Here is a 16,325-nt window from a genome sequence, read left to right on the forward strand (position 1 = left end):
GGCCTGCGGGGGCCCGGCCCGCTACGGCCGCGGCGGCGCGGCCAGCACCGCCTGCATCACCGCCCGGGCGATCGGCGCCGCGCTGCCGCCGCCGGAGATGTCCGCCCGGGCCGCCTCCGCGTCCTCGACCACCACCGCGACCGCGACCGACGCCCGGCTGGACCCCAGCGGCCGGGCGTAGCTGATGAACCACGCGTACGGCGTGCCCTTGTTGCCCACGCCGTGCTGCGCGGTACCGGTCTTGCCGCCCACCACGGCGCCCGGGATCGCCGCGTTGGTGCCCGTGCCGTCGCTGACCACCGCCTCCATCAGCTGCCGCAGCCGCGCCGCCGTGCCCTGCGACACCGCCCGGTGCAGCGGCTGCGGCCGGGTGTGCTGCACGACCGCGCCGCCGTGGTTGGTGACCCGGTCCACCAGGTACGGCCGCATCAGCTCGCCGCCGTTGCCGACCGCGGCGGCCACCATCGCCATCTGCAGCGGCGTCGCCGTCGTGTCGAACTGCCCGATCGAGGACAGCGCCACCTGGTCCGGGCTCATCGTGCGGTCGAAGTTGCTCTTGGCCACGCCCGGCGGGATGCGCAGCCGCGTGTCGTTGAAGCCGAACGCCTCCGCCTGCCGCACCATCGCCGCCAGCCCGACGTCCGCGCCGAGCTTGGCGAAGACGGTGTTGCACGACACCCGGAAGGCGTCCAGCACGCTCGCGTCCGCGCAGCCGCGGCCCTCGTTGGTCAGCGACCACGTCGTGCCCGGCAGCCGGTACGGGTCGGGCGAGCGGGTCGGCGCCCCGAGGTCGGTCACCGCGCCGGACTCCAGCGCCGCCGCGGCGGTGACCACCTTGAAGGTCGAGCCCGGCGGGTACGTCTGGCGGATCGCCCGGTCCAGCATGGGCTGCGCCGGGTCGTCGTTGAGCCTGCGCCACTGCTCGGCCACCTCGGGCCCGGTGCCGGCCAGCAGCCCGGGGTCGTACGACGGCGACGACACCAGCGCCAGGATCCGCCCGGTCGCCGGATCCAGTGCCGCGACCGCCCCGCGCCGGCCCGCGAGCCCCGCGTAGGCGGCCTGCTGCGCGGCGGCGTCGATGGTGGTGTGGACGTCGCCGGGCCGCTGCCGGTCGCGGGTGATCTCCGACCACAGCGGCACCGACGCCAGTTGCGGGCTGGTCCCGGCCAGCAGCCCGTCCTCGGTGCCCTCCAGCAGCGAGGTGCCGTACGTCTGCGAGGCGAAACCGGTGACCGGCGCGTACAGCGGCCCGTCGCGGTACGTACGGGTGTACGCCAACTGGCCGCCGGTGTCGCGCGAGCCGGTGACCGGGCGGGCGCCGACCAGGATGCCGCCGCGCGGGCGGTCGTAGCGGGCGATGGCGATCCGCCGGTTGGCCGGGTCCTTCGCGTACGTGCCGGACTCCACGACCATCACCCGGACCGCGTTGACCAGCAGCGCCACCAGCAGCAGGGCGGTCAGCGCGGCGCAGCGGCGGATGCAGCGGGTCACGGCGGGTCCTCCGGGGGCGGCGGGCGGCGGGCGCTGTCGCTGACCCGGATCAGCAGCGCCACGATGATCCAGTTGGTCACGACCGACGAGCCGCCCTGCGCGAGGAAGGGCATCGCCATGCCGGTCAGCGGGATGAGGTCGGTGACGCCGCCGGTGATGACGAAGACCTGGAGCGCCACGATCGTCGCCAGGCCCACCGCGAGCAGCCGCCCGAACGGGTCGCGCAGCGCGAGCCCGGCGCGCAGGCCGCGCGCCACCAGCAGGGCGTAGAGCGCCAGCAGCGCGCACAGCCCCGCCAGGCCCAGCTCCTCGCCGGCGGTGGCGAGGATGAAGTCGGACTTCGCGGCGAAGCCGATCAGCTCCGAGTGGCCCTGGCCGAGCCCGGTGCCCAGGACGGCGCCGTCGCCGAAGGCGTAGAGGGACTGCGCGAGCTGGCCGGGGCCGAGGCCGGCGCGCACGCTCGCGAAGGGGTGCAGCCAGTCCTCGACCCTGCCGTGCACATGCGGCTCCAGCGAGCCGACGGCGAACGCGCCGGCCGCGCTCAGCAGCAGCCCCACCGCGACCCAGGCGGTGCGGCCGGTCGCGACGTACAGCATCACCACGAACAGGCCGAAGAACAGCAGCGAGGTGCCCAGGTCGCGCTCCAGCACCAGCAGGCCCACGCTCAGCAGCCAGATCGTCAGCACCGGGCCCAGCACCCGGCCGGTGGGCAGCTGCAGCAGCCGCAGGCCGAGGATCTTCCGGCCGGTGTACGCCAGCGCCGCGCGGTTCGCCGAGAGGTAGGCGGCGAAGAAGACCGCGAGCAGCACCTTGGCGAACTCGCCGGGCTGGAAGGACAGTCCGGCGAACCGGATCCAGATCTTGGCGCCGTTGACCGCCGGGAAGAAGATCGGCGCGGCCATCAGCGCCAGGGCCGCGGTCACGCCGAGGTAGGAGTAGCGGGCCAGCACCCGGTGGTCGTCCAGGGCGAGGACGACGGCGATGAACAGCGCGACGCCGAGCGTGGACCACACCAGCTGCGCAGGCGCCGCGCGCGGGCCCAGCACCGGCGCCAGGTCGAGCCGGTAGATCAGCACCAGCCCGACGCCGTTGAGCAGCACCGCGATCGGCAGCAGCAGCGGATCGGCGTACGGGGCCCGGGCCCTGACCGCCAGATGCGCCAGCACCGCCAGCAGCGCCAGGCCCGCCCCGTAGCCGGCCGCGCCCGGCGGGACCCGGCCGGCGGTCGCCAGGCCCACCTCGGCGTAGCCGTACACCGACACCAGCACCGCCGCGACGGTCAGCGACAGCTCGACCCCGCGGCGCCGGGCCCGTACCGGCACCGCCGCGGGCGCCGCGACCGGCGCGGCCTGCGGCGGCGGAGCGTCGGCCGACGTTGCGCTCATGGACGGCAACCTAGCAAGGCGGGGGCGACATGTCCGTCATGTCACCCGCGAGGCGTCGCGGCGGGCGTACGGGCGCGGCGGGATCGCGTACGGGCGGCGGGGTGGCGGGAACGCGCACGAGCGGGCGGTGAGCGGACGGCGAGCGGGCGGTGGGGGAGGTGCGCGGCGGGGGTGCCGCGGGGCGCGCGTAGGGTGGCGGGTGTGAGCGCAAAGCCCGCGCGAGGCGCCGTGCCGGAGTCCGTCGCCGATCTGCCGTACGCCGGCGCGCTGGTCCCCTACCGCGGGGAGCTGGAGGTCGAGGGCGACTACGACACCGTCCACCTCGACGGCCTCACGGCCCCCGAGGGCACCCGCGCGGCCGGCGCGCGCTTCCTGGAGTCCGCGCTGACCGACTGCGTCCTGGCCGGCACCGACCTGCGCGGCGCCCGGCTCAACGACGTGTGGGCCGGCGGCTGCCGCCTCACCGGCTGCACCCTGGCCGGCAGCCAGTGGCTGGACACCGCCGTCGTGGGCTGCTCGCTGGCCGGCGTCGAGGTGTACGACGCGGTGCTGCGCCGGGTCGCCTTCGTGCGCTGCAAGCTCGACTCGGTCAACCTGCGGGCGACCGCGCTGCACGACGTGGTCTTCGAGGACTGCGTCCTGCGCGACGTCGACTTCGGCGAGGCCCGGCTCGACGGGGTGGCCTTCCCCGGCACCCGTATCGAGCAGGCCCGCTTCGGCCGCGCCACCCTGGCCCGCGCCGACCTGCGCGGCGCCGCGGCCATCGACCTGGCCGACGGCTACGACAGCCTGCGCGGCGCGGTCATCACCCCCGCCCAGCTGCTCGACCTCGCGCCCGCGCTCGCCCAGACCCTCGGCCTGACCGTGGCCGAGCCCGCCGCACCTGCCGCCGGCCCGAGCATCGCCGGCGCGCGCACCCCCGCCACGCGCACCAGAAGGAGCACCAAGCGATGAGCACCCTGCACGACATCCCGCTGCAGACCCTCGACGGCCACCCCACGACCCTCGGCGCGCACGCCGGCAAGGTCGTCCTGCTGGTCAACGTCGCGTCCAAGTGCGGACTCACGCCGCAGTACGAGGGCCTGGAGCGGCTGCAGAAGAAGTACGCCGACCGCGGCTTCACCGTCATCGGCGTGCCCTGCAACCAGTTCGCCGGCCAGGAGCCCGGCTCCGCCGAGGAGATCCAGACCTTCTGCTCCACCACCTACGGCGTCAGCTTCCCGCTGCTGGCCAAGGCCGACGTCAACGGGGCGAACCGGCACCCCCTCTACGCCGAGCTCGCCCAGCTGCCCGACGCCGAGGGCGAAGCGGGAGATATCAGCTGGAATTTCGAGAAGTTCCTGCTCGACGGGCAGGGCGAGCCGGTCGCCCGGTTCCGTCCGCGCGTCGTTCCGGAGGCGGACGAGGTGGTTGGGGCGATCGAGACGATCCTGCCCCGCTGACCCGGGCTGAACCCACTGGCCGGGGTGGCAGCCGCGCCGCCACCCACCCTCTGAGGTGCCTAGATGCGCGAACGCGCCATGGCGGGATCCGGCCGGTCGGCGGACATTGTCCCGGCGCCGGGCGGCTGGAAGTCTGTAATCACCGCCCCCGGCAACGAGAAGGGACAGTGGAAGTGCATGACTACGGGTTCCGGACCGGCCACCTGTGTGTCGACACGGACCCTGCACTCTGCGTCCCTTGCCAGGAGCGGTTGGATCGGCAGCTCGCCTTGCTTCCCCGGGTATACGGCGAGCTGGAGGTCGTACTCGTAGCAGCGCAGGACCCCGGCGACAGACTGTCCGGCACTGACCGGCCCGGCATCCCCCTGAACGGGCCGGCAGTCGAGGCGCGCGCGGCTATTCGAGACACCCTGACCTCCTGGGCCGATCTGATGGTCGAGGGCCGCACCGTCCGCCTCCCCCTGCGGACGGTGCCGGCCCTCGCGGCCTTCCTGCGTCGCCACCTCGGGTGGCTGGCCGTCCATCCGGCGGCCGACGACGCGGCGAACGACATCGACACCGTCCTCCAGCGCGCCCTGGCCGTCGCCAGGCCGCACGAAGCCCTGGCGCCACTGGCACCTCTCGCCGTACCCGTCGGACCCTGACCCGAGTCCGCACACCCCGCACACCCCCACACCCTGGCCCACCGGCCGCGAGGATCCCCCCACAAATGCACAGAGCACCGTGCGGTCCGCGAATCATCACGGACCGCACGGTGCTGTGTGCGCTGCCTTCTGCGGTGCCTTGTACGGGAGTACGGGCGGGCGGGCTCAGGCCGCGACGTCGCCCGGGAACCACCCGGCGGGCTGCGCCTGCGGGAACCAGCCGGCGGGGGCGACCTGCGGGAACCACCCGGCCGGCTCGGCCTGCGGGAACCAGCCGGCGGGAGTCACGGCGGGCTCGCTCTGCGGGAACCACCCGGCCGGCTCGGTCTGGGGGAACCAGCCGTCGGGGGAAACCGTCGTAATGGACTGAGGGAACCAACCCGCGGGCTCCGCCTGCGGGAACCAGCCGTCAGGCGTGACATCGCCGGCGTGGGAGGCCGGCGCGGGGGCGGAAGAAGTGTCGGCGGCAACGGCTGTGCCGGCAGCCGACGACAGAACGAGCACCAGTGCTGCAACAGCCGAGACATGGGTCGAACGCCGGATCCGCGACATCATAATCCTTAGGTGGGCAGAGAGTTGGGTGCTCACTATGTGGTGTGGCGACACATGACTTTGCCAATGGTGGCAAATGCAACCGGCGCCTGCCAGCCGGCCCTTGTGCGTATATCCGCCATGGCGTGAATACGCCGGTCTGATCGCGTCAGATCAGACCGTGCGCTGCGGCGAGGACTCCTGCCTGGAATCTGCTGTCTGCTTCAAGATACCGCATGATCTCGGAAACCAGGCGACTCACTGTCCTCAGAGACACCCCGAGTTTCCGGGCGATCCGCTCGTCCGTCAGGCCGTTGGCCAGCAGACGCATCGTCGTGCGGTGCTGCTCGGTGAGCTCGCTGTCGGCCTCGATACCGATCGGCTGGTTCGGGCTGTACGGCACGGAACGCAGCCAGCAGTCCTCGTACATTGCCACGTACGAGCGAACCAGGGCAGGTCCGCGGATTACCACGGCGGGTCCGGAGGGTTCATCGGGATTGGCCAGCACCAGTGCACTGTGTGTATCTGCCATCAGCAGGTCGAAAGGGACCTGCGGGGCGAGCCTCACTTCCACCCCCGCGGCCGTCAGATCCGACAGGTATTTACGTTGCCTGGGTGCTGAATTAATACTCTGGCCATAAATTGCCCGTACTTTGATGCCACGGGCGATCAGCTCGTTGTCGGCGGTGAGGGAGCCGGCCAGCACCTCGCTGGAGGGCAGCGGGCCCGGGTGCATCCAGCTGGCCGTCTCGGTGATCGTGGCGTCGAAGTCCCGCAGGAACTGCCGCCGCCGGTGGTCCTTGGTGACCAGCTCCACCTCGATCTCGGCGTTCTCCCGCATCACGGCCGGGCGGTAGCGCTCCATCAGGGACTCGGCGGCCGAGACCATCGAGGTCAGCTCGTCGCGCTGGCGGCGCAGCGAGGCGCGCTGCCGGGCCAGCAGCTCGATGAGCGCGGTGTCCGGTTCGACCGCGTCCACCACGTCGGCGGTCTCGCCCGGGCGTATGAGCCCCAGCTCCTCCAGCTCCCGCCAGCCGACCTCGGCCTCCGCCTCGGTCAGCCCCAGCGCCGCCGCAGCCTTGGCCGGAACGGCGGACCCATTGGTGCGCAGTGTCTGATAAAGGGCGAGCCCGATGTCGGCCGCATTCGGCCCACCACCCCTCACCGAATTGGCCACGGATTCCCTCTTTCGTCGCCGGGTGCGCCGAAACGTGCAGGTGCCCCCAAGGTGGCAACCGCACCCTATACCGACTCTAGCAATGGATGGCCCCCGCGCCATGGGTGAGATCACGGTTCGGACACCCCGGCATCGCGGTCGCGCCACGTTTCCTGGTAGGAACGAGTGCCGGAGCGGTGAAAGGATGAGCACCATGCGTCACACGGGGCGGCAGGGGCCGGCTGGGCCGGCGGGATCCGCGGGGCCGGCGCGGGAGGCCGCGGCGGCGCCGGACGGCGGCCACGAGGGCGCGGCACGGTCCGCGCACGCGCCCGTACCGGTCGTGGTCATCGGCGCCGGGAAGGTCGCGCACGCCGCGCACCTGCGGGAAATGCGCGACCTGCCGCATCTGGCCAGGCCCGCGGCCGTCATCGACCCGGACCCCGGGCACCGCGCCGCGCTGATGGCGGGATTCGACCGGGTCGCGGTCTGCACCACACCGGAGGAGGCGGTGTGGGCCGGGGCGCAGGCCGCCCTCGTGCTGTCGCCGTGGTGGACCCACCGCGACGCCGTCATCGGCTGCCTGGAGGCCGGGCTGCCGGTGCTGTGCGAGAAGCCGGTCGCCCTGGACGTCGGCGAGATCGACGAGCTGATCGCCGCCGAGGTACGCACCGGGGTGCCGGTGACCGCCGGGTACATGAAGCGGCACGACCCGGTCGTCCAGCGCTTCGTCGAGCACTGCCGCGCGCACGCCGCCACCGCCCGCCGTATCAGCGTCGACATCCACGACCCCAACGCCCCGCACCAGGTCGCGCACCTGGTCCCGTACCCGCCGCCGCCCTTCGGCCCGCAGCCGCCGGCCGGGCGGGAGGCCCTGGTCCGCGCGCTCGGGCCCGGCTCCACCGACGTGCAACGCGAGGCGTACGCGCGGGGCCTGGGCGGTTCGCTCATCCACCAGGTCAACATCGTGCACGCGGCCCTGGCGGGCAGCGGACGCGAGCTGCACGGCCGGCTGGAGCACGCCGGGCAGTGGGCCGGGACCAGCGCGGTGAGCTGCCGTTGGCGCCCCGACGACGACCTGGTCGTCGAGGCGAGCCATCTGCGGCTGCCGGCGCACCGCCGCTACCGCGAGACGCTGGAGTTCACCGGCACCGACTCCGTCGCCACGCTGACGCTGCCCTCGCCGTACGCGCGCGACGAGGGCGCGACCTTGCACATCGACACCTGGGACGCCGCCACCGGCGCCGCCACCCGCACCACGCACCGCTCGGGACCTGCGGTGACGGGCTTCCGCGAGCAGCTGCGGGCCTGGACCCGCAGCATCTCCTGGGCCGTCGAGCCGGGCGGCCCGCCGGCCCCCCGGCCGGGTATCTGGCCGCTGCCCGGGCTGCGCGAGGCGCGGGCCGACACGCTCGCCGTACGGGAGGCGGCGCTGCGACTGGCCTGAAATCGACGGTCGCGGCGGGGTCCGGGTTTCGGTGCCGCGCGGCCGGGCGCGGGTTCCGCCGGCGCCGGATGGGGCCTAGTCCGGGCGGGGCCTACTCCGGGTCCGGCGCGAGCGCGGTCGGGTCGGGGATGTACGGCAGGACGTCGGAGACGTACGACGCGGTCGCCTCGTCCAGGCCCACGTCGTGGCCCGCCTCCTCCGACAGGTACCAGCGGTGCTCCAGCAGCTCGTGGTAGATCTGCGCCGGGTCCAGGCTGCGCCGCATCTCCGGGGGTATGACCCGCACCGCCGGCCGGAAGACCTGCCGCACCCAGCGGTGCGCCAGCACCTCGGGGCGGGCGCCCAGAGGATCACCGGGAGCGTAGTCGTCCTGGGTGGTCATCCAGGACTCCAGGTCGTTGAGCAGGCTGCGGGCCTGGTTCTCCTCGGTGTCCATGCCGGTCAGCCGCAGCAGTTGGCGCTGGTGGTGCCCGGCGTCCACGACCTTGGGCACGAAGCTGATGGTGTCGCCCTCGGGGGAGCGCTGGATCTGCATCTCGGCGACGTCGAAGCCGAGGTCGTTGAGGCGGCGGATGCGGCGGTCGATGTAGTGCCGCTTGTCGGCCGGGTAGACCGACTCGCGGGTCAGCTCGTGCCACAGGTCGGTGTAGCGCGAGCAGATCGCCTCGGCGAAGGTGACCGGGTCGACGGCCGGGTGCAGCGAGCCGCCGGCTTCCAGGTCCATCAGCTCGCCGGCGATGTTCACCCGGGCCAGCTCGATGTCGTAGTCCCGCTGCCCGGTGCTGAGTTCCGGCTGGAGCTGGCCGGTCTCGGCGTCCACCAGGTAGGCGGCGAAGGCGCCGGCGTCCCGGCGGAAGAGGGTGTTGGACAGCGAGCAGTCGCCCCAGGCGAAGCCCACCAGGTGCAGCCGTACCAGCAGCACCGCGAGCGCGTCCAGCAGCCGGTTGACGGTGCTGGGCCGCATCGTCGTCTCGAACATCGAGCGGTACGGCAGCGAGCCGTTCAGATGCCGGGTGACCAGTGCCGGCTCCAGCGCCGAACCGTCCGCGGCCCGCCGCCCGGTGACCACGGCGATCGGGTCGACGCCGGGTATGCCGAGCCGGTCGAGGTCGCGCAGCAGCCCGTACTCGCGCACCGCCGCCCACTCGCTGACCTCCTTGACCGCGACGACCTCGTCCCCGGCGCGGGCGAAGCGCACCACGTGCCGGGAGATGCCGCGGGGCAGGGCGACGAGCTTGTCCTCCGACCACTGCTCCAGCGGCAGATGCCATTCGAGGTCCAGCAGGGCGGAGGGGTGGTCGGCGTCGAAGGCCCTGATCTGCAGCGGCATGGCGCGACTCGGCTCTCTGGTCGGGGCCCGGCGGGGGCGCGCCGGTCCGGCGTTCGGACGGGTCAAGGGTGCCACGGCCTCCCGGCGGGCGGCACGGGGGCCGGTACGGCGGCCGGTACGGGGGCGGACGCGGGGCCTGCTCCCCGGCCGGCGACACGGGGGCTAATACGGTCGACACGGCCGCGTCGATCGAAGACGATGCGGCACCATGACCAGAACGGATGTCCCGCCCAGCGGTGACGAGCGGACCACCCTCGTCACCATGCTCGACTACGTACGCGACACCGCCCGCATGAAGTGCGAGGCCCTCTCCGACGACCTCGCGCGCAGCGCGCCGCTGCCCGGCTCACCGCTGATGACCCTCAGCGGCGTGGTCAACCACCTGCGGTGGGTCGAGTACTACTGGTTCGACGTGATGTTCCTCGGCCAGGAGGACGAGGGCCCGTGGACCGACGAGGACCCCGACCGCGAGATGCGTATCGCCCTCGACTTCCCCGTCGCCGACCTGCTCGCCGACTACGCGGCCCAGAACGCCCGGCACCGCGACCTGGTCGCCGCGCACTCCCTGGACGAGCCCGCCGCGCGCACCCTGCGCCGCGGCGGCAACGAGGTGAATCTGCGCTGGATCCTCATGCACCTGATCGAGGAGACCGCCCGGCACAACGGCCATCTCGACATCCTGCGCGAAATGGCGGATGGTACGACCGGAGACTGACCCCGGAGGGACACGGTGATCGACGACCTCATCCTCTCCCTGCTCCCGGGCCGCCTGGGCGCGTCGTGGGGCGTCGCGCTGGCGCGGCGGGGCGCGCGGCGGCGCAAGGCGCGGTTCGAGCGGGGCGGGCCGTTCGAGGCGCCGTGCCGGATACGGGTGGCCGGGCGGGCGAGGTTCCCGTGGGTGGGGGCGCGGCTCGCGCAGCGCGAGGGGCGGCTGGTCTTCGCGCCGGAGTGGCACTTCATCCAGTACACCGCGCCGCTGGCGGAGGTGCGGATTCTTTCCGCCGGGCCGGTGGAGCCGGCCGACGGGTGGTCGCGCGGGCAGCAGGCCGTCGCCCTCCACCTCACGGCCAACGGGCATGTCGTCGACGTGGCCCTCGCCGGGCCGGACGCGGAGTGCCTGCGGCGGCTGCTGGGGGAACCGGCGGGCGGCGGCGAAAGCGCGTGACGGCGGGCGCGGCAGGGGTGTGAGCCCGGGCGGCGCGGCGGCTCAGTCGCGCAGGTGCGTGCCCGGGGTGTGGCCGAAGGCGCGGCGGAAGACGTCGATGAAGGCGCTCGGGGAGGACCAGCCGCAGCGGCGGGCCACGGTCGTCACGGACGTGCCCTCGCTGAGCAGCACCAGGGCGTGGTAGAGGCGCAGTTGGGTGCGCCACTGCGGGAAGGTCATACCGAGCTCGGCGCGGAAGAGCCGGCTCAGGGTGCGCTCGCCGGCACCGGCCCGGGCGCCGAAGGCGGCGAGGGTGCGGTCGTCGGCGGGGTCGTCGTGCAGCAGGGCGCACACCGCGGCGAGCCGCGGGTCGGCGGGCATGGGCAGGTGCATCGGCCCGCGCGGCGAGGTCCGCAGCTGGTCCAGCAGGACGGCCCGCAACCGCTCGGTCTCCGGCGGGAGTTCGGCCTCGGCGGCGGGCGGCTGGTCGCGGGTGCAGGCGAGGATCAGCTCACGCAGCAGCGGGCCGACGGTGAGCGCGGCGGGCACGTCGAGGCCGAGCGGGTTGACGCTCGCCGGGAGCCCGATCGTGTGCAGGTCGAGGGCGCCGTGCGCCCGGTGCGCGTGCACGGTCCCGGCCGGCACCCACAGCGCCCGGTTCCCCGGCGCGATCCACGTCCCCGCGCCGGTGGTGACGGTCAGCACGCCGCGGCCCGCGTAGTGGATCTGGTGCTCGTCGTGCCGGTGCGCGTCGATGGCCTGCCCGGCGGCGAGCGGCCGTACGGAGGCGAGCGGTGCGGGCATGTGGCGGATTTTCGACACAACCCGGCACTTTATCGGAAGCCGGGAGCCGACGCCGGGCGCGACGATCCCGTCATGACCTCCCGCGAGCCTTCCCGCCCCCCGGGCGACGCCCCACCGGACCCCGCATCCACGCCTGGGGGGACGACGTCCCTCCGGGCCGCGCCCGCGGCCGAGGGCGCACTCGCGCCCGGGCCCGAGGCGGCGTCCGGGCCTGCGCGTGCGGCTGCGTCCGGGACCGGACCCGGGGCCGTATCCGCGGCCGAGGGCGCGCTCGCGCCCGCGTCCGGGCCGGGGCTCGCGTACGCCGCCGGGTCCGGGCACGCCGCCGGCCGCCGGGCCGGCGGGGGAGTCCAGCGGGGCGGCCGGCGTGGGGGTTCCGCCCGGGGGGCGATCGGCGTGCTGTCCGTCGGGCATGCGTGCGTGGACGTCTACCAGGGGGCCGTCTCCGCGCTCGTGCCCTTCTTCGTCGCCGACCGGGACTACTCCTACGCCGCCGCGTCCGGTGTCGTGCTCGCGGCCTCGCTGCTCTCCTCGCTCGTGCAGCCGGTGTTCGGGGCGCTCACCGACCGGCGGCGGATGCCGTGGCTGCTGCCGCTGAGCACCGCGCTGGCCGGGCTCGGGATCGGGCTGAGCGGGGTGAGCCGGTCGTATCCGCTGACGTTGCTCGCGGTCGCGCTCGCCGGCGTCGGGATCGCGGCGTACCACCCGGAGTCCGCGCGGGTCGCGCGGATCGCGAGCCGCGGCAGCCACACCGCGATGGGCTGGTTCTCGCTGGGCGGCAACATCGGCTTCGCCCTCGCGCCGGCCCTGGTGACGCCGGTGGTCGGTGCGGGCGGGCTGGGCGCCACCCCCGTCCTCGTCGTCCCCGCCGCACTCGGCACCGCGCTCGCCCTGTTCGCCGTGCGCTCCGGTTCCGGCGCGCCGCGGCGCCCCGCGCCGGGCGGGCCCGGGCCGGCCGCCCGGCGGGACGACGACCGGCGCAGCTTCGTACGGCTCACGCTCGCGATCGTGTGCCGCTCGGTCGTCTTCGTCGTCCTGGGCAGCTTCATCTCGCTGTACGCGCGGCAGCGCACCGGCGGCGGCACGACCGCGGGGGCCGTCGCGCTGTTCGTGCTGTACGCGGGCGGCGCGGTCGGCACGGTCGTGGGCAGCGCGCTCGCCGCCCGCTGGAACCGGGTGCGGGTGGTGCGCGGGTCGTACGTCGCGAGCGTGCTCGCCGTCGCGGGCGTCGTCCTCGTCCCCGGGCCCGCCCTCTACCTCTTCGTCGCGCTCGCCTCGGCCGGCCTCTACGTCCCCTTCTCGCTCCAGGTCACCCTCGGCCAGGACTACCTGCCCTCCCGCGTCGGCACCGCCAGCGGCGTCACGCTGGGCCTCGCGGTGAGCGTCGGCGGTGTCGTGAGCCCGGCGGTGGGCGCCCTCGCCGACGCGACCTCGCTGCGTACGGCCCTGCTGCCGCTCATCGCGCTGCCCGCGCTCGGCTGGCTCCTGGTCCGGCCGCTCCCCGAGCCCCCGACACCGCCGCAGCGACACGGGAGTTGACCGGCGGGCGTCGCCGGCGGGCTCCCGTAGGGTCGGCGGCGCAGCCGACACCGCAGCCGACCGGAGGCCGACCCGATGACCCAACCCCCGCCCCAGGACGTCCGGTTGCTGCGGGCACATGCGCAGGCCCTCGCCGGCGGAGTGCGCGAGGACGGCGTCGCGGCGGTCGTACGGCGGGTGTTCGCCGTGCAGGCGCAGGACGCGGTGGCCGCCGAACTGGGCATCCGGGCGCGCGGGCGCGGCATCACCCGGCAGGCGGTGCGGGCGGCGTACGAGGACGAGCGCAGCATCGTGCGCGGCTGGTACCTGCGCGGGACGCTGCACACCGTGCCCGCCGAGGACGCCCGCCGGCTGCCGGCGCTGCTCGGGCCGGGCACCCTCGCCGCAACCGCCCGCCGGTACGGCCAGTTGGGCCTCGACGAGGACCTGCGGCGGCGCTCCGACGCCCTGCTGTGCAAGGAGCTCGCCGCCCACGGACCCCTCACCCGGGCGGAGTTGACGCAGGCGCTGGCCGGCATCGGGGTGCCCGCGCAGGGGCAGGCGCCCTTCCACCTGATCCGGCACGCCGCGCTGCGCGGCATCCTCTGCCACGGCCCGCAGCGTGCCGGCGAGGCCACGTACGTCCTGCTCGACGACTGGCTGCCGCCCGCCGGGGAGCCGCAGCCCGCCGGGGAGGCCGCCCTCGCGGAGCTGGCCCGCCGCTACCTGGCCGCCCACGCGCCCGCCGGGCCGGAGGACTTCGCCGTCTGGTCGGGGCTGCCGGTGAGCCGGGCCCGCGGCGCGTGGCGGGCGCTCGCGCGGGCCGGCGCGCTCGCCGGGCACGGCCCGCTGACCGTTCTGGCCGGGCGGGCGGCGCGGCCCCCGGAGCCGTCGGGGGACGTGAGCTGGGCGACCGCCTCCCCCTGGGCTCCCTGAGCCTGCCCTTCCCGGCCGGGCCGGCGTCCGGGCGGTTCTCCCGCCCGGGCGCCGGTCACGGCATGCGGTCAGCCGCCCAGGCCGGTGGTCAGGGCGGTGAGCAGGGAGCCGTTCGGGGTGTCGCCGGACATCTCCCAGATCATCGCGCCCAGCAGGTGCTCGGACGTGATGTACTGCGCCTTCTTCCCGATCGACCAGGCGTCGTCGAAGGACCACCACTGGCCGCCGTTGCCGGTGTAGCCGTAGGTGGCGACCGAGGTGGTGTCGTGGTAGACGGTCAGCCCCGGCACGCTCGTGACGAGGTTGCTGTAGCCGCGGGTGCCGGCCTCCTCGGCGAACTGCCCGGGCGCGGCGCCGTTCGCGGGCTGCCAGACCCCGTGCACGCCGCCGTCGGTGACCTGTTGCCAGCCGCGGCCGTAGAACGGCAGGCCCACGGTGAGCTTGCGCGGGGAGACCCCGGCGTCGAGGTAGGTCCGGATGGCCTTGTCGACGCTGAAGTCGTCGGGCACGGGCGAGGTCGGATCGGCGTACAGGTTGGCCTGGTTGCCGGTGCGGGCCGGCTCCCAGGAGTTGTCGCTGCCCGAGCCATGGAAGTCGTAGCCCTGGACGTTCTCGATGTCCAGGGACTTCGACACCTGCGGCAGGTCCCAGCCGGCGGCGATCTTCGCCGGGTCGGCGGGGGTGAAGGCGGTCAGCAGCAGGTGGTCGCCGCCCAGCGCGTCCAGCTGGCGGCGGAACTCGGCGAGCAGCGCGGTCAGGTTCGCCTTGTCGTTCGCCGAGTAGTGGTTGCCGGGGTGGCCGTCGGGGGAGCCGGGCCACTCCCAGTCGATGTCGAAGCCGTCGAAGATGCCGGCCGCGACCCCGGGGCCGCCGGCGCCCTCGTACGACGGCAGGTTGCCCTTGATGTACATGTCGATGCAGGACGACACGAACTTCTTGCGGGAGGCGTCGGTGGCGGCGACGTCCGAGAAGAACTTGGAGTACGTCCAGCCGCCGAGCGACATCACGACCTTCAGGTGCGGGTACTTCGCCTTGAGCTCCTTGAGCTGGTTGAAGTTGCCGCGCAGCTTGCCCCAGCCGTCGTCCGCCTGGCCGTCGACGGACTGCGCGGCGGGGAAGGCCCGCCCGTAGTCGGCCTCGGCGTCACCAGCGCCGTCGCCCTGGCCCGGGTCCTCGGGGTCGGCGGTAGTGGCCTTCGTGACGCCGTTCAGGCACGTCAGGTTCTGCGGATCGACGTTGCCGAAGGCGTAGTTGATGACGTCGAGCTTCGCGGCGGCGCCGGAGGTGTCGAGGTTCTTGACGAAGTACTGCCGCCCGTAGATGCCCCACTGCACGAAGTAACCCACCTTCGCGTAGCCGCCGTTGCCGACCGCCTCCTGGGTGGTGACGGTGACCGCGCTGCTCGCCGGCGAGGGATTGTCGGCGAGGTCGCGGGCCTTGACGGTGAAGGTGTAGGCGGTCGCGGGCGCGAGGCCGGTGAGGGTGGCGGTGCGGGTGTCGGCGGGCGTGGAGGCGACCAGCGCCGTGCCCTGGTAGACGTCGTAGGCGGCGACCCGGTTGTTGTCGGTGGCCGCGTCCCACGACAGCTGCACGGTGCTCGAAGTGACCGTGCCGGCGCGGAGGTTGCCGGGCGCGGTCGGCGGGATCCGGTCCGTCGCCGGGTCGAAGGTGGTCGCGGTGACCGGTGCGCTCAGCGGGCCGGTGTTGCCGCGGCTGTCCTTGGCGCGGACGGTGAATTGGTAGGCCGTGGCCGGCGCGAGGTTCTGCACGGTCGCGCTGGTGGTGGCGCTGGAGGCGACGACCGTACTGCCCTGGAGCACGTCGTAGGAGGCCACGGGGAAGTCGCCGAGGGCGGCGGCGGTCCACTTCAGCGTCACCGTGTGCGCGGTGGCGTCGGCGACCGCGACCCCGGTCGGCGCCTGCGGCGGCACGGCGGGGCTGCCGTCGCACTTGTCGCCGTTGACCAGGCACCCGGTCGGCGCCGACATCGGGCCGGAGGCGGTGAAGGTGTAGCTGTACGGGTATGTCGAACCGCCCGCCGGGACGGCCGCGTTGTAGTAGGCGGGCGAGGCGACGACATGCTGCCCGGTCACGGTGGAGGTGCCGTACGTCTCGCTGGTGATCTTCACGCCGGCCGGCAGGTCGAACTCCAGCTGCCAGGTGCTGATCGCGCTGGAGGTGCCGTTCTTCACGGTGTACGTGCCCGTCCAGGACGAGCCGCTGCCGGTGCTGCTGAACTCCGCGGTGACCGCGCCGGCGGCGTGCGCGGCCGGCGCGCTCAGCCCGGCGAGGCCGGCCAGCGCCAGCGCGCAGGCGGTCGCGACCGCCGCGAGTCGGCGGCGCAGCCGGGCCGCGGGACGCCCGGCGGGCGGGGCGCTGCGGGGACGGGGGGATCTGGGCAATCTCAGTCCGGGGGACACGGCTCTCCTCGGTGTGTGGGGGCGCGAGGGCGGCGCTCCCAGGACACCGGACAAGGCGCCGCGCGGCAATGCGCGGG

At 74.3% G+C, this 16,325-nt stretch carries 15 protein-coding genes; 8 read left to right on the plus strand and 7 right to left on the minus strand.

The features are described 5' to 3' along the window. Nucleotides 1-21: 21 nt before the first annotated feature. Nucleotides 22-1,491: a penicillin-binding transpeptidase domain-containing protein gene (locus HCN08_RS10985; RefSeq protein ID WP_322974372.1), complete on the minus strand. Its 1,470-nt coding sequence runs from the start codon at nucleotides 1,489-1,491 to the stop codon at nucleotides 22-24. Then, nucleotides 1,488-2,876: an FtsW/RodA/SpoVE family cell cycle protein gene (locus HCN08_RS10990; RefSeq protein ID WP_167982786.1), complete on the minus strand. Its 1,389-nt coding sequence runs from the start codon at nucleotides 2,874-2,876 to the stop codon at nucleotides 1,488-1,490. Before HCN08_RS10990 ends, HCN08_RS10985 begins: the two co-directional genes overlap by 4 nt. A gap of 201 nt (nucleotides 2,877-3,077) precedes the next feature. On the opposite strand from HCN08_RS10990, the gene HCN08_RS10995 reads away from it, so the two are divergent. The 3 genes from HCN08_RS10995 to HCN08_RS11005 all read left to right on the plus strand — a co-directional run bounded on the left by HCN08_RS10995 (nucleotide 3,078) and on the right by HCN08_RS11005 (nucleotide 4,962). Next, complete coding sequence (locus HCN08_RS10995) at nucleotides 3,078-3,830, plus strand: pentapeptide repeat-containing protein (protein WP_322974373.1); 753 nt, start codon at nucleotides 3,078-3,080, stop codon at nucleotides 3,828-3,830. Then, nucleotides 3,827-4,318: a glutathione peroxidase gene (locus HCN08_RS11000; RefSeq protein ID WP_167982787.1), complete on the plus strand. Its 492-nt coding sequence runs from the start codon at nucleotides 3,827-3,829 to the stop codon at nucleotides 4,316-4,318. Before HCN08_RS10995 ends, HCN08_RS11000 begins: the two co-directional genes overlap by 4 nt. Before the next feature lie 269 nt (nucleotides 4,319-4,587). Then, a complete protein-coding gene (locus tag HCN08_RS11005) occupies nucleotides 4,588-4,962 on the plus strand; it encodes a hypothetical protein (protein WP_167982788.1) in 375 nt (124 codons plus the stop codon). Between the two features lie 165 nt (nucleotides 4,963-5,127). Here the strand turns inward: HCN08_RS11005 and HCN08_RS36105 are convergent, their stop codons facing one another. Beyond that, on the minus strand, nucleotides 5,128-5,250 hold the full coding sequence (locus HCN08_RS36105) for a hypothetical protein (protein WP_265738188.1): 123 nt from the start codon (nucleotides 5,248-5,250) through the stop codon (nucleotides 5,128-5,130). 412 nt (nucleotides 5,251-5,662) lie between these two features. After that, a complete protein-coding gene (locus HCN08_RS36525) occupies nucleotides 5,663-6,670 on the minus strand; it encodes a helix-turn-helix transcriptional regulator (RefSeq protein ID WP_167982789.1) in 1,008 nt (335 codons plus the stop codon). A gap of 193 nt (nucleotides 6,671-6,863) precedes the next feature. On the opposite strand from HCN08_RS36525, the gene HCN08_RS11015 reads away from it, so the two are divergent. Continuing rightward, nucleotides 6,864-8,096, plus strand: a complete 1,233-nt coding sequence (locus HCN08_RS11015; protein ID WP_167982790.1) for a Gfo/Idh/MocA family protein — start codon at nucleotides 6,864-6,866, stop codon at nucleotides 8,094-8,096. Between the two features lie 91 nt (nucleotides 8,097-8,187). On the opposite strand, the gene HCN08_RS11020 is transcribed toward HCN08_RS11015, so the two are convergent. After that, on the minus strand, nucleotides 8,188-9,426 hold the full coding sequence (locus HCN08_RS11020; protein ID WP_167982791.1) for a DUF4032 domain-containing protein: 1,239 nt from the start codon (nucleotides 9,424-9,426) through the stop codon (nucleotides 8,188-8,190). A 208-nt stretch (nucleotides 9,427-9,634) separates the two neighbouring features. On the opposite strand from HCN08_RS11020, the gene HCN08_RS11025 reads away from it, so the two are divergent. Both HCN08_RS11025 and HCN08_RS11030 read left to right on the plus strand, forming a co-directional pair. Beyond that, nucleotides 9,635-10,141 (plus strand): DinB family protein, encoded by a 507-nt coding sequence (locus HCN08_RS11025; RefSeq protein ID WP_167982792.1) that lies wholly within the window; start codon nucleotides 9,635-9,637, stop codon nucleotides 10,139-10,141. Nucleotides 10,142-10,156: 15 nt separating this feature from the next. Further along, entirely contained in the window at nucleotides 10,157-10,591 is a 435-nt protein-coding gene (locus tag HCN08_RS11030) for a hypothetical protein (RefSeq protein WP_167982793.1), read from the plus strand. A 42-nt stretch (nucleotides 10,592-10,633) separates the two neighbouring features. Here HCN08_RS11030 and HCN08_RS11035 read toward each other — a convergent pair whose 3' ends face one another. Continuing rightward, nucleotides 10,634-11,392: an AraC family transcriptional regulator gene (locus HCN08_RS11035; RefSeq protein ID WP_407648736.1), complete on the minus strand. Its 759-nt coding sequence runs from the start codon at nucleotides 11,390-11,392 to the stop codon at nucleotides 10,634-10,636. A 402-nt stretch (nucleotides 11,393-11,794) separates the two neighbouring features. On the opposite strand from HCN08_RS11035, the gene HCN08_RS11040 reads away from it, so the two are divergent. Beyond that, a complete protein-coding gene (locus HCN08_RS11040) occupies nucleotides 11,795-12,913 on the plus strand; it encodes an MFS transporter (RefSeq protein ID WP_407648737.1) in 1,119 nt (372 codons plus the stop codon). Between the two features lie 75 nt (nucleotides 12,914-12,988). After that, nucleotides 12,989-13,828 carry a DNA glycosylase AlkZ-like family protein gene (locus tag HCN08_RS11045; protein WP_167982796.1) on the plus strand — a complete coding sequence of 280 codons (840 nt, stop codon included), beginning with the start codon at nucleotides 12,989-12,991 and terminating at the stop codon, nucleotides 13,826-13,828. 68 nt (nucleotides 13,829-13,896) lie between these two features. On the opposite strand, the gene HCN08_RS11050 is transcribed toward HCN08_RS11045, so the two are convergent. Further along, complete coding sequence (locus tag HCN08_RS11050) at nucleotides 13,897-16,173, minus strand: glycosyl hydrolase family 18 protein (RefSeq protein ID WP_407648741.1); 2,277 nt, start codon at nucleotides 16,171-16,173, stop codon at nucleotides 13,897-13,899. Nucleotides 16,174-16,325 lie beyond the last annotated feature (152 nt).

Source organism: Actinacidiphila epipremni, assembly GCF_012034175.1.
Lineage (GTDB): Bacteria > Actinomycetota > Actinomycetes > Streptomycetales > Streptomycetaceae > Actinacidiphila > Actinacidiphila epipremni.